Origin of the sequence: Paenibacillus albicereus (assembly GCF_012676905.1) — a bacterium.
In the GTDB taxonomy this organism is placed as follows: Bacteria; Bacillota; Bacilli; order Paenibacillales; family Paenibacillaceae; genus Paenibacillus_O; species Paenibacillus_O albicereus.
Genome location: NZ_CP051428.1, coordinates 4,457,943 through 4,481,550, shown reverse-complemented (window position 1 = coordinate 4,481,550; position 23,608 = coordinate 4,457,943). Strand labels below are relative to the sequence as shown.

27 protein-coding genes and 1 pseudogene are annotated in these 23,608 nt (G+C 63.2%); 21 read left to right on the top strand and 7 right to left on the bottom strand.

Annotation, left to right across the window (positions count from 1 at the left end; translation table 11 throughout):
• The first annotated feature begins 48 nt into the window (after nt 1-48).
• Nucleotides 49-678, top strand: coding sequence for an ECF transporter S component (locus HGI30_RS20130; RefSeq protein ID WP_235680468.1), 630 nt, complete (start codon nt 49-51; stop codon nt 676-678).
• A 266-nt stretch (nt 679-944) separates the two neighbouring features.
• On the opposite strand, the gene HGI30_RS20125 is transcribed toward HGI30_RS20130, so the two are convergent.
• On the bottom strand, nt 945-1,118 hold the full coding sequence (locus HGI30_RS20125; protein ID WP_168909146.1) for a hypothetical protein: 174 nt from the start codon (nt 1,116-1,118) through the stop codon (nt 945-947).
• A gap of 94 nt (nt 1,119-1,212) precedes the next feature.
• Between HGI30_RS20125 and HGI30_RS20120 the strand changes: the two genes are divergently transcribed.
• The 4 genes from HGI30_RS20120 to HGI30_RS20105 are packed head-to-tail and all read left to right on the top strand — an operon-like array spanning nt 1,213 to nt 2,885.
• Complete coding sequence (locus HGI30_RS20120) at nt 1,213-1,875, top strand: VOC family protein (RefSeq protein ID WP_235680216.1); 663 nt, start codon at nt 1,213-1,215, stop codon at nt 1,873-1,875.
• Between the two features lie 23 nt (nt 1,876-1,898).
• On the top strand, nt 1,899-2,075 hold the full coding sequence (locus tag HGI30_RS20115) for a hypothetical protein (RefSeq protein ID WP_168909145.1): 177 nt from the start codon (nt 1,899-1,901) through the stop codon (nt 2,073-2,075).
• 40 nt (nt 2,076-2,115) lie between these two features.
• The gene (locus HGI30_RS20110) at nt 2,116-2,421 is read left to right on the top strand and encodes a hypothetical protein (RefSeq protein ID WP_168905844.1); all 306 of its coding nucleotides are present in this window, start codon (nt 2,116-2,118) and stop codon (nt 2,419-2,421) included.
• The gene (locus tag HGI30_RS20105; RefSeq protein WP_235680215.1) at nt 2,403-2,885 is read left to right on the top strand and encodes a DUF6886 family protein; all 483 of its coding nucleotides are present in this window, start codon (nt 2,403-2,405) and stop codon (nt 2,883-2,885) included. The genes HGI30_RS20110 and HGI30_RS20105 overlap by 19 nt, the downstream gene beginning before the upstream one ends.
• Nucleotides 2,886-2,935: 50 nt before the next feature.
• Here the strand turns inward: HGI30_RS20105 and HGI30_RS20100 are convergent, their stop codons facing one another.
• Nucleotides 2,936-3,847, bottom strand: a complete 912-nt coding sequence (locus HGI30_RS20100) for a LysR family transcriptional regulator (protein WP_168909144.1) — start codon at nt 3,845-3,847, stop codon at nt 2,936-2,938.
• Between the two features lie 126 nt (nt 3,848-3,973).
• On the opposite strand from HGI30_RS20100, the gene HGI30_RS20095 reads away from it, so the two are divergent.
• Nucleotides 3,974-4,156 (top strand): hypothetical protein, encoded by a 183-nt coding sequence (locus HGI30_RS20095; RefSeq protein WP_168909143.1) that lies wholly within the window; start codon nt 3,974-3,976, stop codon nt 4,154-4,156.
• A 105-nt stretch (nt 4,157-4,261) separates the two neighbouring features.
• On the opposite strand, the gene HGI30_RS20090 is transcribed toward HGI30_RS20095, so the two are convergent.
• Both HGI30_RS20090 and HGI30_RS20085 read right to left on the bottom strand, forming a co-directional pair.
• Complete coding sequence (locus HGI30_RS20090) at nt 4,262-4,813, bottom strand: GNAT family N-acetyltransferase (protein WP_235680214.1); 552 nt, start codon at nt 4,811-4,813, stop codon at nt 4,262-4,264.
• A 76-nt stretch (nt 4,814-4,889) separates the two neighbouring features.
• Complete coding sequence (locus HGI30_RS20085; protein ID WP_168909141.1) at nt 4,890-5,444, bottom strand: dihydrofolate reductase family protein; 555 nt, start codon at nt 5,442-5,444, stop codon at nt 4,890-4,892.
• A gap of 204 nt (nt 5,445-5,648) precedes the next feature.
• On the opposite strand from HGI30_RS20085, the gene HGI30_RS20080 reads away from it, so the two are divergent.
• Together HGI30_RS20080 and HGI30_RS20075 are read left to right on the top strand one after the other, a co-directional pair.
• Nucleotides 5,649-6,323: an O-methyltransferase gene (locus tag HGI30_RS20080; RefSeq protein WP_168909140.1), complete on the top strand. Its 675-nt coding sequence runs from the start codon at nt 5,649-5,651 to the stop codon at nt 6,321-6,323.
• A 212-nt stretch (nt 6,324-6,535) separates the two neighbouring features.
• Nucleotides 6,536-7,024, top strand: a complete 489-nt coding sequence (locus tag HGI30_RS20075; protein WP_168909139.1) for a pyrophosphohydrolase domain-containing protein — start codon at nt 6,536-6,538, stop codon at nt 7,022-7,024.
• Nucleotides 7,025-7,621: 597 nt separating this feature from the next.
• Here HGI30_RS20075 and HGI30_RS20070 read toward each other — a convergent pair.
• The 3 genes from HGI30_RS20070 to HGI30_RS20060 form a co-directional block, all read right to left on the bottom strand.
• A complete protein-coding gene (locus tag HGI30_RS20070; protein ID WP_168909138.1) occupies nt 7,622-7,990 on the bottom strand; it encodes a hypothetical protein in 369 nt (122 codons plus the stop codon).
• Nucleotides 7,991-8,549: 559 nt separating this feature from the next.
• Nucleotides 8,550-9,899 carry a glutamate-1-semialdehyde 2,1-aminomutase gene (locus HGI30_RS20065; RefSeq protein WP_168909137.1) on the bottom strand — a complete coding sequence of 450 codons (1,350 nt, stop codon included), beginning with the start codon at nt 9,897-9,899 and terminating at the stop codon, nt 8,550-8,552.
• 103 nt (nt 9,900-10,002) lie between these two features.
• Nucleotides 10,003-11,088: an LCP family protein gene (locus HGI30_RS20060; RefSeq protein ID WP_235680213.1), complete on the bottom strand. Its 1,086-nt coding sequence runs from the start codon at nt 11,086-11,088 to the stop codon at nt 10,003-10,005.
• Between the two features lie 325 nt (nt 11,089-11,413).
• On the opposite strand from HGI30_RS20060, the pseudogene HGI30_RS20055 reads away from it, so the two are divergent.
• The 13 genes and pseudogenes from HGI30_RS20055 to HGI30_RS19995 form a co-directional block, all read left to right on the top strand.
• Nucleotides 11,414-12,469: pseudogene (locus HGI30_RS20055) on the top strand (ABC transporter ATP-binding protein); the annotation flags it as partial.
• 319 nt (nt 12,470-12,788) lie between these two features.
• The gene (locus tag HGI30_RS20050) at nt 12,789-13,583 is read left to right on the top strand and encodes an ABC transporter permease (protein ID WP_168909136.1); all 795 of its coding nucleotides are present in this window, start codon (nt 12,789-12,791) and stop codon (nt 13,581-13,583) included.
• 19 nt (nt 13,584-13,602) lie between these two features.
• Complete coding sequence (locus HGI30_RS20045; protein ID WP_168910002.1) at nt 13,603-14,394, top strand: ABC transporter permease; 792 nt, start codon at nt 13,603-13,605, stop codon at nt 14,392-14,394.
• Between the two features lie 36 nt (nt 14,395-14,430).
• A complete protein-coding gene (locus tag HGI30_RS20040; protein WP_168909135.1) occupies nt 14,431-14,904 on the top strand; it encodes a peroxiredoxin in 474 nt (157 codons plus the stop codon).
• Between the two features lie 314 nt (nt 14,905-15,218).
• Nucleotides 15,219-16,538: a radical SAM protein gene (locus tag HGI30_RS20035; RefSeq protein ID WP_168909134.1), complete on the top strand. Its 1,320-nt coding sequence runs from the start codon at nt 15,219-15,221 to the stop codon at nt 16,536-16,538.
• A gap of 35 nt (nt 16,539-16,573) precedes the next feature.
• On the top strand, nt 16,574-17,776 hold the full coding sequence (locus HGI30_RS20030) for an SPL family radical SAM protein (RefSeq protein ID WP_168909133.1): 1,203 nt from the start codon (nt 16,574-16,576) through the stop codon (nt 17,774-17,776).
• A 42-nt stretch (nt 17,777-17,818) separates the two neighbouring features.
• Nucleotides 17,819-18,004, top strand: a complete 186-nt coding sequence (locus HGI30_RS20025; RefSeq protein ID WP_168909132.1) for a hypothetical protein — start codon at nt 17,819-17,821, stop codon at nt 18,002-18,004.
• Nucleotides 18,005-18,035: 31 nt separating this feature from the next.
• A complete protein-coding gene (locus HGI30_RS20020) occupies nt 18,036-19,079 on the top strand; it encodes a glycosyltransferase family 2 protein (RefSeq protein WP_168909131.1) in 1,044 nt (347 codons plus the stop codon).
• 3 nt (nt 19,080-19,082) lie between these two features.
• The gene (locus HGI30_RS20015; protein WP_168909130.1) at nt 19,083-19,994 is read left to right on the top strand and encodes a glycosyltransferase; all 912 of its coding nucleotides are present in this window, start codon (nt 19,083-19,085) and stop codon (nt 19,992-19,994) included.
• Nucleotides 19,991-20,989 (top strand): hypothetical protein, encoded by a 999-nt coding sequence (locus tag HGI30_RS20010; RefSeq protein ID WP_168909129.1) that lies wholly within the window; start codon nt 19,991-19,993, stop codon nt 20,987-20,989. Before HGI30_RS20015 ends, HGI30_RS20010 begins: the two co-directional genes overlap by 4 nt.
• Nucleotides 20,986-22,008 (top strand): ABC transporter ATP-binding protein, encoded by a 1,023-nt coding sequence (locus HGI30_RS20005; RefSeq protein ID WP_168909128.1) that lies wholly within the window; start codon nt 20,986-20,988, stop codon nt 22,006-22,008. Before HGI30_RS20010 ends, HGI30_RS20005 begins: the two co-directional genes overlap by 4 nt.
• Nucleotides 22,005-22,802 carry an ABC transporter permease gene (locus HGI30_RS20000; RefSeq protein WP_168909127.1) on the top strand — a complete coding sequence of 266 codons (798 nt, stop codon included), beginning with the start codon at nt 22,005-22,007 and terminating at the stop codon, nt 22,800-22,802. The genes HGI30_RS20005 and HGI30_RS20000 overlap by 4 nt, the downstream gene beginning before the upstream one ends.
• 4 nt (nt 22,803-22,806) lie before the next feature.
• Nucleotides 22,807-23,607 (top strand): ABC transporter permease, encoded by an 801-nt coding sequence (locus tag HGI30_RS19995; protein ID WP_168909126.1) that lies wholly within the window; start codon nt 22,807-22,809, stop codon nt 23,605-23,607.
• Nucleotide 23,608 lies beyond the last annotated feature (1 nt).

Here is a 23,608-nt window from a genome sequence, read left to right as displayed (position 1 = left end):
GGCATGAGGGGCGTCTACGCGCTGTGCCTGCTTGGCGCGCTGGCGCTCATGGGGCTGGCGATGTGGCGGCGCGAGCTGTATTTGCCGCTCAGTCTCGCCATGATCGGGCTGGCGATGCTGCCGTTCTTCATCCGCTTCGAGCGGAGGCGGCTGCGGGCGGAGGAGCTGCTGCTCGTCGCCATGCTCGGCGCGATCGCGGCGGTGAGCCGCATTCCGTTCGTCGCGCTGCCGAGCGTGCAGCCGGTGTCGTTCATCGTCATCATGGCGGCGCTCGTGTTCGGGGCCGAGGCCGGCTTCCTCGTCGGCGCGATCGCCGCGATCGTCTCCAACCTGTTCCTCGGCCAAGGCCCATGGACGCCGTGGCAGATGTTCAGCTGGGGGATGATCGGCTTCACCGCCGGACTGCTGCGCCACACCCGCCTCATGGGCAGCGCGTGGGGACGGGCGGCGTTCGGCTTCGCCTGGGGCTTCCTGTTCGGCTGGATCATGAACCTGTGGGGGCTGCTCGGCTTCGTCGGCGACCTCAGCTGGCCGGCGATCGCCGCGTCCTACGCGGCGAGCTTTCCGTTCGATCTGGCGCATGCGCTCAGCAACGTGGTATTCCTCGCCCTGTTCTCGGGCACCTGGCTGAAGATCCTCGGCCGCGCCAGGCGCAAGTACGGCCTGCTCGACCCGTAGCCGATCTCGATCCGGCCGCACGCCACGAACGAGCCGGCCGCCTTCCGCCATCCTCCCGCCAGCTGCTACGAGCCAGGGGCAAAAACGGACTTGGATGTCCATCCGCTGCGGCGGCTCGCCGATCCAGGGGCAAAAACGGGCGTGGATGCGCGCCCCGCGCGCCTCTTCGCCTCAGCCGATAATAACAAAACCGTTTCCGCCCGCGCTCGGCGGGGGAAACGGTTTTTCGGCTTGCCTTTGCCGGGGCCAAGCTGCCGGCTCGTGGGTCAGAGCTTATACCCGAGCGAATCCAGGAGCCAGTTCAGCGAGATGATTGCGACGGCCAGATGAAGCAGCAGCACCAGCCAGTCCTTGCGGGACACCTTCAAGTCCTGGACGAAGCTGTAGACGGCCCAGACGAGCAGCACCAGATAGGAGAGTTGAAGCAGGATGGTCGGCATTCGTCATATCCCCTCTCGGCAGGTTGTCGAAGCGGACTTGCTGGTATAGCATATGTGGAGATGACGAGGGATAGGACGGAGGGAGAAAGAAAAAGTGAAAGCGCTTGCGATCGGCATCGCCGGAGGTACAGACAGCGGCAAGACGACGCTTGCCCGCCGGCTGCACGAGCGGCTGTCAGGCTCCGGCTGGAGCCCGCCGGCATGCCGATCTCGTGCTGAACGGCTCGTCGTCCGGCGGCCGGGGAGAAGCGGCGCTGTCCGAGTGGATGGAGGAGGAGCTGCGGAGGCGACCGACGAATTCCACCAGAACCAAGGAGGAGAAGCCATGATTCCGCAACGAGTCAGCCTGATTACGCTGGGCGCTTATGAGCTGCCCAAGCTTCGGCGGTTCTACCGCAGCCTCGGCTGGGAGGAGCTGCCGGTCAGCTCGGATGCCTATGCCGTCTTCCGCACGGCCGGCGTGCTGCTGTCGCTGTATCCGGCAGCCGAGCTGGCCCGGGACGCGGGCATCCAGCTGCCGGAGCAACCGGGGGCGTACCGCCCCGTGACGCTGGCCGTCAACGTCGATCGACGCGAAGAGGTGGACGCGGCCTTGCAGGCGGTCCGTCAAGCCGGGGCGGAGGTGCTGCGAGAGCCCTGTGACGCCGTCTGGGGAGGGCGGATCGCCTATTTCGCCGACCCGGAGCGCAACGTGTGGGAGATCGCTTGGAACCCGACCGCCGTCTTCGACGAGCGCGGCGGGATGATTTCGTTCTGACGACACAAAAAGGAGGCGCCTTCATGAAAATGGAATGGATTCACGCTCCGTCCTCTTGGGGGACGGACATCCGCTGCCGCATGATCCGCCAGGACCGCAGCCGCTCGCTCGCTCAGTCCCTGGGTATGCTGCGAGTGGTCGTGTCCAAGCTGGATGAGTTCTTGCAACGAGACGACGCGGGTAGCGAGGGACAAGCATGAACCTGAGAAGGCATGATAGCGGCGACGCGGAGGCCGTCCAATGAGGAAGACGATGCTGCAGGCGCTGCTGTTCGCCTTGGCGGCGCAGGCGCTGCTCGGCCTGGCGGTCTGGGCCTGGGCGCGGCGGATGGCCGCCGTCCCCGACTCGTTCGACTACGAGGACTCCAGCTTGTTCGTCGTCTCCGTCGAGCCGTCATTGCTCGTTCTGACGCTGCTTGCCCTGACGCTGGCGCTCATGGCGGCGTTCGCGCTCGCCAAGGCCATCTGGAGAAAGGGGGGGCGACGATCAGGAAGCTCTATCATTTCAGCGAGGAGAGCGGCATCGACGTGTTCCGCCCCCGGGTGAAGGCGAACCGGACGGAGCTGCCGCCGGTCGTGTGGGCGGTCGACGAGGAGCGGGAGTTCACGTTCTGGGTGCCGCGCGCCTGCCCGAGGATCGTCTACTGGAGGAGCGAGGGCATGTCGGCGGAGGACGAGCGGCGCTTCTTCGGCACGACCTCCGCGCCGGCGGTGATGGCGGTCGAGTCCGGCTGGCTGGAGCGCATCCAGTCGGCGGCGCTGTACCGCTACGAGCTGCCGGCGGACGGCTTCGAGCGGTTCGACGAGATCGCGGGCTATTCCATTTCCCGAGTGGAAAAAGTCCCGTCCTCCGTAACCCGGATGACGGGACTGCTGGAAAGGCTGGCCGCCTCCGGCATTGAGCTGCGCCTGACGCCAAGCCTGCATCCGCTGCGCGAAGCGCTCCTCGGCTCCACCGTGACGCGCTTCGGCATCCATCAGTTCGGCAACGCCTCGCCGCCGCTCGCCTAGCCCTCGCTCGTGCTGCCGCCCGCTGGCCGATCAGCGCTCGCTGCGGCCGGTCAGCCGCCGCTCTTGCCGCCGTCCGCGCCGCTGCTGCGGATCAGCTCGGCCAAAGCGGCCGCCGCCGGAGGCAGCGGCTCGCCCCTCCGGGTGCAGAGAGCGATGCTGTTGTGCAGCTGCACCCCTTCGATCTCGACCCGGCTCAGCTCGCCCCGCCGCACCGCCTCGCGCACGACGAGCGAGGAGACGAAGCTGGCCCCGTACCCGGCGGAGACGGCGCGGATCGATTCATGCAGGCCGTTGAACTGCAGCGAGATCGTCGGCTCAGGTACGCTGTGCGTACGGCACAGCGCCAGCAGCCGCTCGCGGGTCGAGCTGCCCGGCTCGCGCTGCACGAACGGCTCCGCCATCATCCGCTCCAGCGGCACCTGGCGGCCGGCGTAGCGATGCGAGGAGGAGACGACGAACCAGAGCTCGTCGCGAAAAAGCTCCTCGGCGCGGATTTCCGCCGGATGAGCCTCGGGCAAGCCGCCGTACAGCGCCAGGTCGACCTCCATGGCGAGCAGCAGCCGCATCGCCTCGCTCGAGTTGGTCGTCCGCACGCTCAGCTCGACGTCCTCGTGCCGCTGCCGGAAGCGGGCGAGCCAGGCCGGGAGCAGGTAATTGGCTGGCAGATAGGTGGCGGCGAGCCGGATCTGGCCGCGGCTGCCTTCCGCGTAGCCATGGGCCAGCCGCTCGATCTGCTGCTCCACGGCGAACAGCCGCCGAGCCAGCTCGTCGACCTGACGGCCGGCGTCGGTCAGCCGGATGCCGCGTCCGTCGGGCTCCAGCAGCCGGACGCCGAGCTCGCCTTCGAGCTTGCGGATTTGCGACGTGATCGCGGGCTGGCTGATGCTCACCCGCTCGGAAGCTCGGGTGACGCTGCCCGTATCGGCCACATGGCGGAACAGGCGCAAAGCGTGCAGGTTCATCGAATGCTTCCTCCTTGTGCTCTATTCATCTCTGCTGCTTATGAATTCGGCTCAATCTTATATTATACTTATCAATCTCTCCCGCATACCCTTGGAGCATGAGATCGGATGGGAGATGGGAGCAGGATGGTGGAGCCGTATGTGGCGGAAAAGCTGGAGCAGTTCCGGCAGGAGGAGTACGGGAGGAACGAACGGAGCGGAGCATGGGTTCGCGAGCTGCAGCCGGAAGCGCCGGCTGGCCGATGGAGCCGATCCCGGATCGGCCGGACGATCGCGGCGCTGGCCGCAAGGCTGGCACGGCGACGCTGATGCGGCGCGTATCGGCAACGGCCGCAAGCGGCATGTAGCGATCGGGATAAGGGCCGAAGGGCCGCCTTTCGTTCCGTGGAACGAGGGGCGGCTCTTCGCTTTTTCTCATGCTTCTTCGAAGCGCGCATCGAATTCCCGCCGCAGCATGCCGTAGATGAGCTCGTCGTGCCGGCGGCCGTTCGTGAAGATCTGCTCGCGCAGCCTGGCCTCCAGCCGGAAGCCGAGCGCTTCCTGGAACCGCATCGACGGCTCGTTGAAGGCGTACACGTGCGCGGTCGCCTTTTCGTAGCGGAGCTCGTGGAAGTAGTACCGGAGCAGAAGGCGGACCGCCTCCGACGCGTAGCCTCTGCGCCAATGCGGGCGGAACAGCGCGATGCCGTAGCGGAAGCTGCCGTCGCGAGGCTCGCAGTGATGCGCGTCCATGCTGCCGACGAGCTCGCCCTCCCGCGTTTCGATCGCGAGCGAGATGTTGTCGCCTTGCGGCTCCTCCTCGGCCTTCTTCTCCGCCCAGCGGCGGGTGCCTTCCTCCGACCGGGGAAAGTACACGGCATCCGCCGCGCGCGCTCCTTCGGAGTCCAGGTCGTTGTCATGGAAAAGCTCCCAGTCCTCGGGCTCGATCGGCCTCAGCCGCACGTTGCTTCCTTGCCAGATGTACATCGTCGCACCGTCCTCTCGCCGTAGCATTCGACTCCGGGCGAAGGATTCCTGCCGCGCTCGGGCGGCCGCCTTGTGCCTAGGCTCCCTTCTTGCGGTAGAGGAGCTGGACGACGCCGGAGGAGAATGTCTTCGCCTCGATCAGCTCCAGCTCCAGCCGCTGCTTCATGTCCGTGAACAGCGGCTTGCCTGCTCCGAGCGCGACCGGGTGGACCGACAGCCGGTACTCGTCCACGAGCTCTTGCTCGATGAAGGTGGAGATCAGGCTGGCTCCGCCGTAGAGCCAGATGTCTTTTCCCGGCTTCTGCTTGAGCGCCAGCACTTCCTCGCGGACGGAACCGTGGACGGAGACCGCTCGCGACTCCGTCTTGCTCCAGCTCCTGGAGAAGACATGCTTCTCCTTGCTGTGGACGGCCGCCCACAGTTCCTTCTCGCTCGGCGGCGAGTCGGCCGGCAATGCGTACTCTCCCCAGAGCTCGTAGCTCTTTCTCCCGTAGAGGATCGTGTCGATCCGCTCCAAGAATCCCAGGATTCCCATATCGGCGTCCATGATGCACCAGTCTATTTCTCCTTGTGGGCCTTCGATGAATCCGTCCAGCGTAACAGCCAGGTCGAGAATGACTTTTCGTTCCATAGGCTCAGCTCCTTGAATGGATTGAGCTTCATCATAAGCGCCGAATAGGACATCTTCCGGCTTATTGAAAATATTCAGCTGTCGGCATTGATTGCGTCAGCTTATGAATTCCCGACTATCTTCTATTATACTTATCGATTGCTTTCGCATACCTTTAGGACATGGAGCCCCGGCTCCAACTCGGCGTCAAAGGAGAGGGCAGAAATGAAACAGATCTGGAAGGATGTCGACCGCTATCTGGAGGAAAAGCTGTGCGGGCGCGAGCCGGAAGCCGCCGCGCTGGACGCGGCGCTGCAGGCGAACCGCGAGGCGGGACTGCCGGCCATCGACGTCTCGCGCGGCCAAGGCAAGCTGCTGCAGCTGCTCGCGCGCATGAGCGGGGCGCGGCGCGTGCTGGAAATCGGCACGCTTGGCGGCTACAGCACGATCTGGCTGGCGGGCGCGCTGCCCGCAGATGGCCGGCTGGTGACGCTCGAGCTCGAGGCGGAGCATGCGGAGCTCGCCTGCGGCAACCTGCGTCGGGCCGGATTGGAGCGGCTCGTCGAGGTGCGGCAAGGCGCGGCGCTGGACCGTCTGGACGAGCTGATCGCGGCGGGAGAAGAGCCGTTCGACTTCATCTTCATCGATGCCGACAAGCCGAACAATCCGGCCTATCTGGAGCGGGCGCTGCGGCTTTCCCGACCCGGGACCGTCATCGTCGCCGACAACATCGTGCGGGACGGCGAGGTCATCGACGGCAAGAGCACCGATCCTCGCGTGCAGGGCATCCGCATGTTCCTGGAGCAGCTGGGTTCCGATCCCCGGCTGTCGGCGGCAGCTTTGCAGACGGTGGGCGGCAAAGGCTACGACGGCTTTGCGGTCGCCATCGTGAACGGGTGAAGCTTAACCGCGTCGAAGAATCGGCAGGTTGACCCTTAACGAGGCGAAGCAACGAGCTGGGATTGGGCTTGCTTCATGCAAGGCAAGGGAGGCGCCGTTCGACTCCATAGAGGGGTTCCGGACGGACGCCTCTTTTTTCGCGGTGGAGCTCATCGACGCTTGCTTCCTGATGCTACAATGGACAGAACATGGGCGAAGGGATTGGGGAAGAGATGAACAAGCATTACGAGCAAGTCAAAGCGTTCCACGCGGCGTTCGGGGCGCCAGTGGCGGAAGGGCCGTCGATGGCTGTCCGAGGCGAAGGGGATGCTTCCCGTCAGGCGGCTGCGGCCGTGGAGGAGCTGGCAGGGAGGATGAAGGCTGCCTCCGTGCGGGGCGATGGCGGCAGGGCGCTAGCCCGGGCTTCCTGGATGGCCGAGGAGCTTTCCGAGTTCCTCGCGGCCGAGACGGTCGAGGATCAGGCGGATGCGCTGATCGACCTGATGTACTTTGCTCTCGGCACCTTCGTCGAGATGGGCGTGGAGCCGCAGCAACTGTTCGAGATCGTGCATGCGGCCAATATGGCCAAGCTCGGTCCGGACGGCAAGCCGATCTACAACGAGCAGGGCAAGGTCGCCAAGCCGGCGGGCTGGCAGGCGCCCGAGCCGCAGCTGATCGCCGAGATCGAGCGGCAGCGCGAGCGGGCGGGCATGATTCGCTGAAGTGCGGATCATGGGTACGAGAGCGAGGACGACAAAAAGCGGAGCCGGCAGCGGCTCCGCTTTTTGTACGAAGAGGACTTTTTCAAGCGGTCCTAGGGTCCGCTTCGCTCGCTGACAATACATAATCTACTATGTTTCGTAAACTAGCAACTCAGAAAAAGCTGAAACGGGCGGAAGAATCCCCTCCGTTGGGAGGACAGAAAAAAACGGTACATTTTTTTCGTGTGCCGCTTTTTGCTGTTTAATTATCTGCCTCGCCCCGCGCGCCCTTCCTCGCTGCCGGTTAATTGTCGACGTTACCCTTGTAGGGGTAGCTCCACATGCTCATCCAGCTCAAACTTTCGAATACCCCCAAAACGAAAAAAGCCATTCTGTAGTTACAAAAAGAATAGCTTTTTCGGTTTACGAGAAAGGTTAAACTGAAGAATTGCCCGAGCGCCGAGGTCAGTCTCTCTCGATCTTTCCTTTTTTGAAAATTGAGCACGTGGTATAGCGCAGAATACAACGTTTACGGATACGAAATGGATCTCGTAGACCAATAGAACATAACAAGGGGCTATCTATAGATAGCCCCTTGTTATTGTGATGCCGTGATTTCTATGTAGATAAGTCTAGAACATTATCAGTGACCTTATAAACGACAAAGTGACGATTCCATATTTGTCTTGTAGTGATAATTATTTCTTGACCATTTTTCTCAAAGAAATAACCGGCACCTTCCTGATTTACAAAAGTCCAGCCTTCACTGTTCATTTTATTTTTGAGCTTTTCGCTTTTGTGATTCGCTTTTGTCAGATATTCACCTTCAGATTCCATTTTAAGAATGGCACCCTTATTGTTGTTAAGTTCATACATAAGCTTCACATTGTTAAGGCCAATAGTATTGATGTAGAGCCCGGCAGCTATGAAACCAATAATCAGGAGACCAGTAATAATGAGGACAGTAACTTTCCAGTTTATTATCACCTAATAATGCCTCCTTAGTGATGATTGTAGCTTCGCGGCGCGGTTTTTCATTACTCTAAGCCATGACCGCTAAACAGCATTAGCGGTCATCGGAATGACGAAAAGCGCCTGACCTGCTGTAAGTGACTTCGCTCTCGTCCGATCTCCTGAAAAGCCCTATGAATTGCGGAGAACGGAAGGGCTGGCGTCACGGCCCCCTTTAGTTCTCATTCGGGTGCTCGCTCCGAGGTCTAGGCGAGGGAAAAACGCACTTACCCGTCGAATTGGTGCTTGGTCCAGGTTCTAAGCGAGGAAATTCCGAGCAATCATGCCGGGGGTTGAGCGCACAGAAGCGGAGAGGACGGAATCCTCCTGTAGAAGCGGCAGCGGTTCCCTTGAAGGCCGGATTCCTTCCGTTTCGGAAAGGGAGATCAGAGGAATCTGGGCTTCAGCGGAATCGGAAGGAGGATCCGTCCGCGGAACGGCTCTAGTGCTGAACCGTGGACCCTGCTCGCGAAGCGGCTTCCGTGTCGAATGCCGCCAGCCGTTCCGATCCGCCGCGCCGCCGTCGCTATACGCCCTAGCGTCCCATCTCCGCGAACGCCTCGGCCGCGGCCTCGAGCGTGCGGGCGATGTCCTCCTCCGTATGGGCGGTCGTCAGGAACCAGGCCTCGTACTTGGACGGGGCGAGGCAGACGCCGCGCTCCAGCATGAGGCGGAAGAACCGCGCGAACGCCTCGCCGTCCGTATCCTGCGCCTCGTCGTAGTTCGTCACCGGATGCTCGCAGAAATGCGTCGAGAACGAGCCGCGGATGCGGTTGACCGTGAGCGGCACGCCGTGGCGCGACGCCAGGTCCGCGAGGCCGTCCGCGAGGCCGGCCGCCAGCCGGTCCATGCGCTCGTAGACGCCCGGCTGCTGCAGCACCTCCAGGCAGGCGATGCCGCTGGCGATCGAGGCCGGGTTGCCGGCCATCGTGCCGGCCTGATAAGCAGGGCCGAGCGGAGCGACCTGCTCCATGATGTCCTTGCGGCCGCCGTAGGCGCCGATCGGCAAGCCGCCGCCGATGATCTTGCCGAGCGCCGTCAGGTCCGGCTCGATGGCCGCCTGGTCCGGGAACGCGCCGAACGTCTGCGCCGTGCCGTAGTGGAAGCGGAAGCCGGTGATGACCTCGTCATAGATGACGACGGCGCCGGCCGCGCGGGTCAGGCGGCACAGCTCCTCGAGGAAGCCGGGCTTCGGCATGACCATGCCGAAGTTGCCGACGATCGGCTCGACCATCACCGCCGCCGTTTCGTCGCCCCAGCGCTCCAGCGCGGCCTTCAGGGCGTCGATGTCGTTGAACGGCACCGTGATGACCTCGCTCGCGATCGACTGCGGGATGCCGGCGCTGTCGGGGATGCCGAGCGTGGACGGGCCGGAGCCTGCGGCGACGAGCACGAGGTCGGAGTGGCCGTGGTAGCAGCCGGCGAACTTGATGATCTTGGACCGGCCGGTATAGGCGCGGGCGACGCGGATCGTCGTCATGACCGCCTCCGTGCCGGAGTTGACGAAGCGCACTTTGTCGAGCGAAGGAATCGCGTCCTTGAGCATGCGCGCTAGCCGAATCTCCAGCTCCGTCGGCGTCCCGTACAGCGTGCCGCTGGCGGCCGCGCGCGTGATCGCCTCCGTGATATGCGGATGCGCGTGGCCGGCGATGATCGGGCCGTAGGCGCACAGATAATCGATGTACTGGTTGTCGTCGACATCCCAGAAATAGGCGCCTTGGCCTCGCTTCATGACGACGGGCGCGCCGCCGCCGACCGCCTTGAACGAGCGGCTCGGACTGTTGACGCCGCCGACGATGTGCTGAAGCGCTTCGGCATGGAGCGCCTCGCTGCGGGCGCGGGAGGCGCCGGGGACGGCGAAGCGGCTGGCGGATGGGTTGGACATGTGGGTAGGACCTCCTGATCGGTCTTGGGATGTGGGCCGTGACGGCAGAGCACGAAAGAGGGAGAGCAGACAGCTGCTCTCCCGGCGTAAAAGGAATGGACGGTTACGGCGAGGCCGCGTTCGACGCGGCGTTCTCGCCCGGCGAGGCGGACCGCGCAGGCGCGTTCTGATCCTCCGCCAGCACCTCCTGCACGTAGTCGCGCAGCTGGTCCTCGCTCGTGATCGCGAGCACCGAGGCGCCGCCGACGCGCTCGTCGGCGAGCAGATGGCTCGGCGGGAGCTGCGCGGTGCCGGCATTTTGCAGGCCGAAGCCGAGCTGGCCGAGCTTGGCCATGTCGGTCGCGGACAGGTTCGTCTCCACGAACGGGCTCACCTCGCGGATGATCGTGCTGAGGCGGGTGATATTGCCGAGATTCTGCATCTTGTCGGCGACGGCGCTCAGGAACTTGCGCTGGCGCTCCGTGCGCGTGAAGTCGCTCGTCGCATCATGGCGGAAGCGCACGTACTGCAGCGCCTGGTCGCCGTTCAGCTCCTGGTAGCCCTTTTTCAAATTGATGTCGTAGCGGTTGCCGTCGGCGTTGTCGGTGTATTTCATGTCCTTCTCGACATCGATGTTGATGCCGCCGATCGCGTCGACGAGCGACTTGAAGCCCTCGAACTCGGTATAGATGTAATACTGGATTTCCAGGCCCGTCAGCTCGGAGATCATCTGCATGCTCAGCTTGTAGCCGCCGAGGACGATCGCCTCGTTGGCGCGGCCTTGCCCGCGGCCGGGAATGTCGACCCAGGTGTCGCGCAGCAGCGAGAACAGATGGGCCTTCTTGGTGACGGGATCGATCGATACGATCATCATGGAGTCGGAGCGAGCCGGCTCCGTGGTCGTCTTCTTGCCCCGTCCGTCGCCGCCCATGAACAGGATGTTCACGCGCTCGGTGCCTTCCCATTCCGGCGGCTGCTCCAGCTCGGCGTTGTTCTCGAATTGATCGAAGATGGAGTTCTCCGGGTCTTTTTGGAGATTGTTCAGGGCATTGTAATTGTCGACGATGAAGTAGGCGACCAGTCCGGCCATGACGAGCATGACCGCGAACAGCGACCAGAGCCAGGGGCGGCGCTTCTTTTTAGCCTTCGGAGGCTTGGGGCCGGCGGTCTTGCCGCGTCCCGTGCCGTGCCGATCTTTTCTGCTTTCCATCCGGAGGTGATAGCTCCCTTCCCATCTAAAAGCTGCTTCGTACAAAATCGGCATCGGCCGAGGATTCTTGAAGCCTGACGGCGGAAATCGACTTCAGCCGCACCGTCCGCAGCGGCGTCCGCGTTTGCTCGGCGAGGAAGCGCCATGCAGCGCCGGGCATCCGGCAATGATCCCGTCGCTTGCTTCCCTAAGCTGTCGTAACATATCATAAAATTATAAATCCGGGGTCGGCAGGACGCAAGCTTTGCCGCAAGAGGCGGGAAATCCGCATCCATTTCCCGGGAAATGTCGAGTCGCCTTACGAGAGGAGCACGCCATGAGCACCATGCCGGCCATAGAAGTGCGCGAGCTGCGCAAGCAGTTCCGCGTTCAAAAGAATCGAGAGGGGCTTTCCGGCGCCCTCAAGGATTTGTTCAAGCGGGAGTATCGGGAGGTCGCCGCCGTCAAGGACATCTCCTTCGAAATTCCCAAAGGGGAAATCTGCGGCTATATCGGAGAGAACGGAGCGGGCAAGTCGACGACGATCAAGATGCTGACCGGCATCCTCGTCCCGACGTCCGGCCATCTGCGGGTCAACGGCTTCGTGCCGCATAAGGAACGGGAGAAGTTTGTCGGCGGGATCGGCGTCGTGTTCGGCCAGCGCTCGCAGCTGTGGTGGGATATCGGCGTTGTCGAATCGTTCCAGCTGCTGCGCAAGGTGTACAAGGTGCCGGAATCGGACTACCGCAAGCGGCTGGACGAGCTGACCGAGCGGCTGCAGCTCGGCGAGCTGCTGAACCGGCCCGTGCGCAAGCTCAGCCTCGGCCAGCGGATGCGCTGCGAGATCGTGGCGAGCCTGCTGCATAATCCGTCGATCCTGTTCCTCGACGAGCCGACGATCGGCCTCGACATCGTCGTCAAGACCGAGATCCGCGATTTCCTCAAGCAGCTCAACCGCGAGCACGGCACGACGATCCTGCTGACGACGCATGACCTGCAGGACATCGAGGCGCTGTGCACGCGCGTCATCATGCTCGACGACGGGCGCATCATTTACGACGGCGCGCTGGACGAGCTCAAGAGCCGCTGGAGCCGCGGCCGCGAGATCGTGTTCCAGTTCGGCGAGCGCGTCAAGACGGGGCAGCTCGCGGAGCTCACCGCAGGCCTGCCGGGCGTCAGCTGGCGCGCGGACAGCGACGTGACGGCGGCGATGTGGCTGCCGCACGAGGTCAAGGTGGCCGACGCGCTGGCCCGCGTCGTCGGCGAGTCGCGCCTCGACATCCGCGACATGAAGATCATCGAGACCAACACGGACGACATCGTCCGCGAAATTTACCAGTCCGGCGACGCGGCCTCGCCAGGGCGCGCCCGTGCGGCGGAGCTGGCGGAAGCGGAAGCGGACGCCGTAGCGGCACAGGATGCGGCGGGCGCCGCATCCGCCGGCGAGGCAGCCGTCGACGGCCAAGCCCCGGCCGGCGCGCCGGGCCGGCTCGCGCACGCGGCCGGGGACGCTGCGGACCCGGACGGCCGCGAGCCGCATGCGGGACCTTCGCAGCCGGCGGGCCGCGACGCGCTGGACGAGCCGGACCTTGAGGGCGAGGACGTCCTGACGGCTGCCGATCCCAAGCCGGACGCGCCGGGCTCGGACGCCGGAGCGGCCGAGCCCGAGGCCGGCAGCCCGCCTTCCGGCAACCCGGCCTCCGGAAAGGAGCCGATCCGCCGTGGGTAGCGCTTATGCGGATCTGATCCGCATCCGGTTCCTGATGATGCTCGCTTACCGCGTCAACTATTACAGCGGGATCATTATTTATGCCATCAATATTGGAGCCTATTACTTTCTGTGGGGAGCCATCTACGGAGGACAGACGTCGCTCGCCGGCTTCACGATCGGGCAGATGACGACGTATGTCGCGGTGTCGTGGATGGCTCGCGCGTTCTATTTCAACAACCTCGACCGGGAGATCAGCAACGAGATCCGCGACGGCAGCGTGGCGATTCAGATGATCCGTCCGTACAATTATCTCGTCGTCAAGATGATGCAGGGCTTCGGGGAAGGGCTGTTCCGCTTCCTGCTGTTCATGATTCCCGGCATGGCGCTCGCCTGCCTGCTGTTCCCGGTGCGCCTGCCGACCGACCCGGCGACATGGGCGGTCTATCTGGTCATGCTGTTCTTCGCCTTCCTCATCAACTCGCAGATCAACATCCTGACCGGGCTGGCGGCGTTTTTCGTGGAGAGCAGCGAGGGCATGATGCGCCTCAAGCGCGTCGCCGTCGACCTGTTCTCCGGCGTCATCGTGCCGATCAGCTTCTTTCCGGGCTGGCTCGGCGAGGCGATGAAGTGGCTGCCGTTCCAGGCGATCACCTACCTGCCGAGCTCGGTGTTCACCGGACGCACGCCGGCCGGCGAGATCCCGGGCGTCCTGGGAATTCAATTGCTCTGGTTCGCGCTGCTGCTCATTCCGATCGCGCTCGTCTGGCGGGCGGCGCGGCGCCGCCTGTTCGTGCAGGGAGGGTAATCACATCATGAAAAAAGCGCTGTTCTACCTGTCGCTGTTCTGGGATTATTTCAAGAACTACGCCAAGACGAAGCTGACGTACCGCGCCGACTTCTGGATCGAGGTGCTGGCGGACCTGAGCTTCCAGGCGGTCAACCTGGTGTTCATCCTGATCGTCTTCCAGCACACGCCGACGCTCGGCGGCTGGAGCGAGGCGGAGGTCGTGTTCGTCTACGGCTTCTTCATGGTGCCGTACGGCATCTTCGGCACGTTCTTCAACCTGTGGAACTTCAGCGACCGCTACATCACCAAGGGCGAGATGGACCGCGTCCTGACGCGCCCGGCGCACAACTGGTTCCAGGTGACGCTCGAGAACATGGACCCGCCGTCGCTCATCGGCTCCCTGGCGGGCATCGTCATCATGGCGAGCTGCTGGGTCGAGCTCGGCCTGCCGCTGGAATTCTGGGACATCCCGGTCATGCTGCTGCTCGTCGCTGGCGCGGTGCTCGTCTACGGCGGCCTGTATACGGCGCTGACGGCGATCTCCTTCTACTCGGACGCGCCGACCGGCATCCTGCCGCTCATGTACAACATCCAGAACTACGGACGCTACCCGATCAACATCTACAACAAGATCATCCGCTTCATGCTCACCTGGCTCATCCCGTTCGCCTTCGTCGGCGTCATCCCGGCCTCCTACTTCCTCGGAGACCATGGCGACGGCCTGGCGCAGCTGGCGTTGCTGACGCCCGTCATGGGCATCGTGTTCATGACGCTCGGCATGCTCGTGTGGAACCACGGCGTCAAGCGCTATCGGGGAGCCGGCTCCTGAGCCGTAGCCGGATCGATGCGAAAGGAAGCTGAACCCATGCCTGATCTCACGCTCGGCGAGCTTGCGCCGGACTTCACCCTGGCCGCCTCCGGAGCGGACAAGCCGGACGTATCGCTGTCCGACTACCGGGGCCGCAAGGTCATCCTGTACTTCTATCCGAAAAACAACACGCCGGCGTGCACGCAGGAATCGTGCGACTTCCGCGACGGTATGCCGGCGTTCGAAGGCGCGGGCGCGGCCGTCCTCGGCATCAGCCCGGACAGCGTCAAGTCGCACGGCAACTTCCGCGCCAAGCACGGCCTGAGCTTCCCGCTGCTGTCCGATCCGGACCATGCGGCGGCCGAGGCGTACGGCGTCTGGCAGCTCAAGAAGCTGTACGGCCGCGAGTACATGGGCGTCGTGCGCTCGACGTTCCTGATCGACGAGGAAGGACGCCTCGTCCGGGAATGGCGCGGCGTCAAGGTCGCCGGCCATGCCGCCGACGTGCTTCTAAGCCTCGCCCGCCCCTGAGGCGCCGAGCGATCCAAAAGGCTGCAAAAGCCCCGAATTCGATTCGGGGCTTTTTTTATGTCGAAAGTTGCAAAACCTTCCTTTTCAGGAAGCGGAGGGAAGGGGGAAAATGATTTGGTGCCGGGGCTCATTTCTAGGATTTCCTCCATTCAATGACAAAATTAGGATGATTTTATCCTACGGAGAAAGATAGTTCCCCTTCAAGAAAACCCGACGATATTGATACCATTAATGGAGTTTAAGAAAGGAGGGCGGTCGGCCGAATTCGTACCCCATCACGTCAGGCACGAATTTGAACAAAAGGAGCGGACGTCATGGACTTGAGCTATCTGCATTCCATCTCCAAGCGGCAAGGGGAATTGCTGAGGAACCATTTATTGAAGCGCTTCGAGGCGAGAGAGGCCAAGACAGGCCTGTCGATCGTGTACGACCTGACGTATATGTGCAATCAGGCCTGCCCGGGCTGCTGCGTCAGCGCGATCGCCTACAAGAAAGGCAAGGACATCACGATGGAGCAGCACGGATCGAGCCATGAGGGCGTCATGCAGATCCTGGGCAAGATCAAGGAATATGTCGACACGCGGCCGGGCATGGACTTCTTCATCGACTTCGGCGGCGGCGAGCTGACGCTGCGGCCGGACTGGAAGCAGATCCTGCGCGCGGCGTCCGAGATGTTCGGCCCGGACTCCGTCGGCATGAACACCAACGGCACGAGGGTGCGGGTGGAGGACATGAAGGAGATTTCGCCTTATGTGTCCTACATCGGAATCTCCATCGACGGGATGGAGCAGTACCACAACAAATGGCGCCGCACCGTCGAGGGCGGCAACTCGTTCGAGAAGTCGATGGCCCTCATCCGGGACATGCTCCAGGACGAGGAGCTGGAGCGCAAGCTCGACATCACCACGGTGCCGACCAAAAACAACCTCGACGAAATCCCCGCTCTGATGCGCTATCTCCATGAGCAAGGCATCCAGAACTACAGCGTGCACCGCGCGATGCAGGTGGGCCGGTTCTGGAGCAAGGACGACCTGCTCCCCTCCAAGGAGGATTATTTCCGGCTGCTCACCCGCATCGTAGAGACGAACGAGGAGCTGGGCATGAACGTGCATCTCCATCACTCCATCGAATCGATCTATACGGCGCTGCTGCTGGAGCGCAATACATACTACGAAGGCAATCTCGGCAATCCGGACCGCAAAGCCTCGCTCGGCATCGATCCGATCGGGCGCATCTTCTTCGACCCTTGGTGCACGGTGGAGCCATGGGACAAGCTCGCCAAGTCGTCGCTGCTCGACGAGAACATGACGTTCGAGTCGATCCTGCGGGAGCATGGCGGCATCCAGGACCTGGTCGACGGTTACTGCCGCAAGGAGATCCGCTGCAAGGGCTGCTCCGTCGGCTGCTCCGGAGGCAACCGCATCGCGGCCGCGGCCAACCACATCCGCTCGGTCTATCAGCTCAAGGGAAAAGAGGTCACGAAGGAGCAGCTGCTGGCGGCCATGGACAGCGTCGATCCGGCTTGCCCGCTCTATATCGACAGCGAGACGTTCGCATCCCCGGATATGGAAGCGCTCCGCACGGCGCGCGAGCAATGGTCTTCTCCGGCCGTGCCGGCAGGCGCGGCGCAATAGGCTCCAACTCCAGTCCGCAAAGGAGAGGAACGCGCGTGACGACACCCGTAACGTACATCGAAAAAGAGTGCAAGACGCTCCTCAACCGCATGAAGGAGACGCTGTTCACGATGAGGACGTATTCGATCCGCCTGACGGCCAACCTGTACAGCGGCTGCGTGTTCGATTGTCCGTACTGCTACGCCCCCTATATCCACAAGTTCAACGAAGGCGCGACGCCGCAGGAGTTCGGCACGAAAATCTTCGTCAAGGAAAACGCGGTCCAGGCGCTCGACAAGCAGATCGCCGCGATGAAGCGCAAGAAGGACTACCGGCCGGAATTCGTCGACCTGGGCACGATCACCGACTGCTACCAGCCGATCGAGAGCAAGTACAAGCTGACCCGCGCGACGCTGGAAACGTTCGTCCGGGAGGGCATCCCGGCGACGATCCTGACCAAGTCCGACCTCGTCGTGCGCGACCGCGACCTGCTGTCGCGGCTCGCGGCGGAGGGAAAGGCCGCCGTCGGCATGAGCATCACGATGGCGACCGGGACGGAGGCGGAGTACAAGGCGTTCCTGGAGCCGAAGTCCCCGTCGACCGCCAAGCGGCTGGAGGCGCTCCGGACGCTGAACGCGGCCGGCATCCCCACCTATGTGTTCGTCAATCCGGTCGTGCCCTTCTTCTCCGCGACCGAGGCCAGCATTCGCCCCCTGTTCCAGCAGATCGCCGCAGCCGGCACGACGAACATCTTCTTCGGGGTGATGAAGCTCAACCCGCTCACCTGGTCGCTGTTCCGGTCGCGGCTGGAAGCGTTCCGGCCCGACATGGTCGAGGCGTTCCAGCGGCTGTATTTCAAGGAAGGGACTAAAGAGCTGCTGCGCGCGGCGGTGCCGAGCTATGCGTACCGGGAGGGGCTCTACCGCATGGCCCGCGACATCGCGGCCGAGACGGGCGTCGGCTTCTCCTGCGAAGGCGGCCTGTACCATCTATGGCTGAACGACTGGTCGGACTGCGAGCGCGGCTACAACTATCCGACCGGCTATCATTTTTGGCAAGCGGTCCAGCAGGCGGGAGGCAAGCCGCTCCGGTTCAGCCAACTGGCGGACCGGCTGCGGAGGCAGTTCCCGGTCGTCCGGGCGGATTACCTGGATGCGCTGGCCGGGTTCTGGGACCAGGATCTGCTGTTCACCGAGCTCCACGACGTCGACAAGCTCGTCGTGGACGGGGAGAACCGCTATCGCTGGCTGGGCGCATAGCCGCGCCGGAACCGATTCCGTTCGAAAAGGCAGGGGTTGCGGATGAAAAAGCCACGTTCTCTTTTGTCCGACGAACAGATCAGGCTCATCAACGAGAACATTCACCGTTCGAACAAGGATGCCGGAGTGTGGTTGAACGAAATGCTGGGCTTGATCTACGGCCGTCCGGCCGAGCCGCCGGCGGAACCGGCGGAGCATCCCCCGGAAGGAGGAGAGAAGGCTGAGTGAGAGCTGGAAAGTCGCCGTCGGCATCCCGACGATGGACAGCTCCGCCTACATCGCCGATTCGCTGGAGCGGATCGCGCAGGAGCTGGCGGCGCTGTCGCCCCGCTACCGCCCGGTGCTGATCGTCGGCTTGAACGGCACGGACGACGGCGGAGCCTCCCGCCAGGCCATCCGGGAGTTCTACGCCCGTCATGACGAGGTGGACGGGGAGTGGCTGGAGCTGCCCGAGGCCGGCAAGAACGCCGCGCTGAACGCGATCGCCGATCGCGCGCGCAGCCTCGGCTGCGCGATCCTTCATTTTCTGGACGACGACATCCGGCTGGACAAAGGGTCCCTGGAGCTGAACCTGGACGCGCTGGTCCGGGAGGAGCGGCGGCTCGGCATCCCGGTGCTGGTCGGCTCGAACTTCGTCGCCGAGGCGAAGCCGCTCCGCCAGCTGAGGGAAGAGCGGGGGAGCTGGCCGAAGGCGCTGTGGAGCGGCTGCCTGCAGCAGCTGTTCCTGCTGCCGTTCCTGCCGCATACGGACAAGCCGGAATTTTGCCTCGGGGGCAGCTTGGGCGCGTTCCTGCGGACGTTTCCCCGCTATCCCGACGATGCGACGGGCATCGCCGACGACGGCTTCATCGGCAACCATTACGCGCTGCTCGGCAAAGAGCGCTATGAGGCGGACGGGACGAGCTCGATCGTCAAGCCGGCCGGCTCGGTGTTCCGCTTCCATGTCGCGACCGGGTACCGCGAATGGATCAAGCAGCAGGTGCGGATATTCGTCGGCGTGTACTATTCGTATCTGCTGCACGAGGAGGAGCTGCCGTATTTCCGGAAGCGGTTCGCCTGGGAATATTCCATCGGCAAGGACTTCCGGCGCCCGCCCGCCCGCCGGCCTGGCCTGCGGGAAGCGCTGCGCAGGGGCGCGCTCCGGCTGCTGCAGCGCCGGGTATGGGCACGGTCGATGCGCTGGATCGACGCGCGCGGCGTGCCGGCGTGGGCCCCGGCCGGGTCGAGCAAGCCGCCTGCGGCCGGGAGGCGGCCGGGCGGGCAGGCGCAGGAAGCAGCAAGCATGAACGCGGGAGGACGATAAGCCATGAGCGGATACAAAGTGAGCATCATCATACCGACCTACAACCGGAAAGAAGCGCTGCACCGCACGCTGGAGTCGATCGAGGCGCAGTCGCTCGAACGGGACGAGATTCAAGTCATCGTCGCGGACGACGGCTCCAGCGACGGTACGGAGCAGCTGCTCGAAGGCTGGGCGCAGCGGCTGCATCTCCGCTATGTCCGGCAAGAAGACGAAGGCTTCCGCGCCGGACAGGCCCGCAATCTGGGCATCCGCGCGGCCGAAGCGCCGCTCTGCCTGTTCGTGGACTGCGGCATCCTGCTCGGCAGCCGCGCCGTGCAGGCGCATCTGGACGCGCATGAGGCGGCGGGCAAGGAAGTCGCGGTCATCGGCTACATCTACGGCTTCGAGGACGAGAGCTTCGAGGAGTCCGTCCTGCAGGACCTGGCGGCCAGCGGCGTCGACGAGGCGCTGGCGCGCATCCGCAGCGGAGGCTTCACGGACGTCCGCGAGCCGCTCTACCGGGAGCTGGGAGACGACCTGTCCGCCTGGCCGGCCGCCTGGGTGATCTTCTGGAGCGGCAACGTCTCCGTCCGCACGCAGACGCTCTTCCGAGTCGGGCTGTTCGACGAGTTCTACCGGACCTGGGGCGGCGAGGATACGGATCTGGGGCTGGCGCTGGAGCGGGACGGCGTCGACTTCGCGCTGAGCCGGGAGGCGGAGAGCCTCCATTATCCGCATAAGGAAGACGAGAGCCGCCAGGCCGATCCGGAGGAGCGGGAGCGCGATTTCGAACGCAAGCGCGATTACATGCATGCCAAGTACGACACGGAAGCGACGGCGCTGTGGCATACCTGCTACTATACGGAGCTGAACCAGAAGCTGCTGGAGCGGCGCGGGCAGCGCCTCGTCGGCCAGGAAGGCGGAGGAGCGCGGTGAATCGGGCGATCTTTCTGTTCCTCAGCCTCCTCTCCGGAGCGGTCGAGCTCGGCGGCATCCTGTATGCGATCGAGCTCGGGCTCGGCCTGTTCGCGATCATCGGCATCGGCCTGGCCTACCAGCTGGGCAATCTCGTGCCCAATCCGATCCGCATCAACCGCGCCCTGACGCTGCTCAGCGCCGCGGGAGCGGCGGTCCTGCTCGGGCTGGCGCATTACCAGCCGGACACGTATGCGTACCTGTTCGCGGGCTACGCGCTGATGGCGGTCGCGATCCAGTCGCTGCGGTCCATCCAAAAGGAGAACGTCGGGACGACGATCAAGCGCTCGTTCCGCATCCTCGGCTTCCTGGCGGCTCCGTTCACCGGAGCGGCGGTCAGCGCCGGAGCCGCGCTGCTGCTGGCCGTCATCGCGGCGGCCGTGCCGTGGACGTTCGAGCGGGCCAAGCTCATCCGGCCGAAAGTACGGTTTCTGAGCTGGGTGATGATTATCCATCAGATCCACTATTTCAGCTATGCCTACTTCGTCATCATCCTTCTGTGGCAGGCCGTTCCGAGCGGCTCCTCCATCTGGGTCGGCATCTTTTTCGTCCTGGGCTGGATCACCTACACGGGCATCTCGCATTTCCTGAGGGCGGAGCGCTACTTCCGCTATTTCCTCGGCGGCCATCTGTTCCTCAGCCTCGTGCTGCTGCTCATGGCCTGGCAGATCGACAACGGTCCGCTCGTCGTGGCGCTGTGGATCGCGACGGGCCTCGGCGGCGGCACCGTATTCTGCATCACCAAGATCAATAGCCGCTATCAGGAGCTGTCCAAGCAGGATGTCGTCTTCTCCGAGAACATCGGCCATGTGCTCGGCGTCGTGCTCGGCATGCTGCTCTATCTGGCGACGCAGACGATCAGCTCGACCGTGTACCTCGCGGGCGGCTCGGCCGCGCTGGCGATGCTCCTGATGGCGGCTTACAAAAGGACGATGAACAAGGTGGAGACGGTATGACGATGATCAAGCTGGTGGACTTGAAGAAGAATTATCAGGTGCTGAATCGCTCCGAAGGGCTGGGCGGCGCGTTCCGCGACCTGTTTTCCCGGGACTATCGGGTCGTGGAGGCGGTGAAGGGGCTGTCGCTCGAGATCGATGAGGGCGAGATCGTCGGCTTTGTCGGGCCCAACGGCGCGGGCAAGTCGACGACGATCAAGATGATGACGGGGGTGCTGAAGCCGAGCTCGGGCACGCTGACCGTCAACGGCCGGGTGCCGACGAAGAACCGCGCGCGCAACATGCAGGAGATCGGCGTCGTGTTCGGCCAGCGCACCCAGCTGTGGTGGGATCTGCCGGTCATCGAGTCGTTCAAGATCCTGCGGCAGATCTATCAGGTCGACAAGGCGGAGTTCGCGAGGAACATGGGGCTGTTCGAGGATCTGATCGACCTCAAGGCGCTGTACTCCACGCCGGTCCGCTACCTCTCGCTCGGCCAGCGGATGCTGTGCGACGTGGCGGCCGCCTTCCTGCACGATCCCAAGGTCATCTTCCTCGACGAGCCGACGATCGGCCTCGACATCTCGGTCAAGACGCGCATCCGGCAGGTCATCCAGTCTCTCAACCAGCTGAAGAAGACGACGATCATCCTGACCACCCATGACCTCAGCGACATCGAGGCGCTCTGCAAGCGGATCGTGGTGATCGACAAGGGAGCCGTCGTGTACGACGGCAGCATCGCCCGGGTTACCCAGATGTTCGGCGCCCACCGCACGCTCAAGATCCAGCTCGATCCCGCCCAGCTGCTGGCGATGGACCAGCTGGCCGCGGGCGTCCACGGGCAGTTCAGCCGGCCGGACGCGATTCAGATGGAGCCCGGCGAGGAAGGCTGGCTCCACGTCACGCTGAACCAGGAGCAGGTGCAGCTCATCGAGGTGCTCCATTACCTGGGCAGCCTGTATCCGATCCAGGACATCAAGATCGAGGAGATCAGCATCGACAAGATCGTCAAGGACATCTACGAAGGGGCGCTCGCATGAATACGGTCCGGTATTTCGCCCTGGCGAGAAGCAGCTTCATGACGCGCGTCTCGCGACGGTCCACGTTCCTGTTCACGTTTTTCGGCAACCTCATCTATGTGACCGTCATCTATTTCCTGTGGATGGCGGTCTACGAGGGACGGGGGATGCTGAACGGAATGACGTTCAACGAAGCGTTCGCCTACCTGGCGCTCGCTTCCTCGCTGTTCACGATGTATCAGGTGTATACGGAATGGTTCATGGCCGCGAACATCCTGAGCGGCGACATCATCACCAGCTTCACCAAGCCGCTCGACTACCAGCTGAACAAGCTGTTCGAGGCGGTCGGCGCGGTATTCAGCAATTTCCTGACGATCTCGCTGCCGACGCTGCTCGTGCTGCTGTTCGTCTTCGACACGCGCCTTCAGATCGGCGTCAACCTGCTCTATTTCCTCGTGTCGGTCATGCTCGCCCTGCTGCTCTCGTTCTTCATCGACTACATGATCGGACTGTGCTCCTTCTACACGGAATCCATCTGGGGCATCTGCACGGCCAAGGACGTGCTCGTGCTGTTCCTGTCCGGCGCGATGGTGCCGATGAGCTTTTTCCCGGCAGGCTTCCAGACGTTCTGCAGCTACTTGCCGTTCCAGGCGATCTATCACATCCCGCTGACGATCATCACGTCCAAGGAGTACGGGCACCCGGAGTACGCGCTCGCCTTGCTGGAGCAGGGGATCTGGGTGCTCGTCCTGCTCGCGCTCAGCCGGCTGCTGCACGCCGCCGCGACCCGATCGATCACCGTCAACGGAGGATGATACCATGCGCCTGCCTCTTTATTACGGAAGGATCTACTTCTCGATCGCTTCCCAGTACATCAAGGCGAAGCTGCAGTACCGAGCCGATTTCCTCATCAGCATGATCGGCATGATCTTCACCAATCTCGCCGGAATCTTCCCGGTGTGGGTCATTTTCAACTCCATTCCGGAGCTGCACGGGCTCGGGTTCCACGAGATGCTGTTCATCTACAGCTTTTCCCTGCTCGCGCTCAGCCCGCTCCAGCTGTTTTTCGACAACATCTGGAGCATCTGGTCCCATCTGCTGAGCGGCACGTTCATCAAGTATTACCTGAAGCCGATCAACGTCATGTTCTACTATATGTCCGAGGTGTTCGACCTCAAGGGCCTGAGCCAGGTCGTGATGGGCGCGGCCGGCATCTGGTACGCCTCCTCGGAGCTCGGGCTGGACTGGACGGCGGGCCATGTGCTGCTGTTCCTGCTCACGCTGCTCGGCTCCTCGCTCATCATGGTCTCGCTGATGATTCTGGCCGCCTCGACCGGCTTCTGGATCATGGACCCGTTCCATGTCATCTCCCTCATCAGCCGCTTCCGCGACTTCGCCAAGTATCCGGTCAGCATCTTCAACGATTTCTTCAAGTTCGTGTTCACCTTCATTTTTCCGATCGCCTGCATCGCGTTTTTCCCGTCCCAGCTGTTCCTGGGGGCGGGGGGAGAGACGCCGGCCATGGCGTATGCTTCTCCGCTGATCGGCATCGCGCTGTTCCTGATCGCGAGCGCCGTCTGGAAAAAAGGCATCAACAGCTATTCCGGCACGGGCTCGTAGG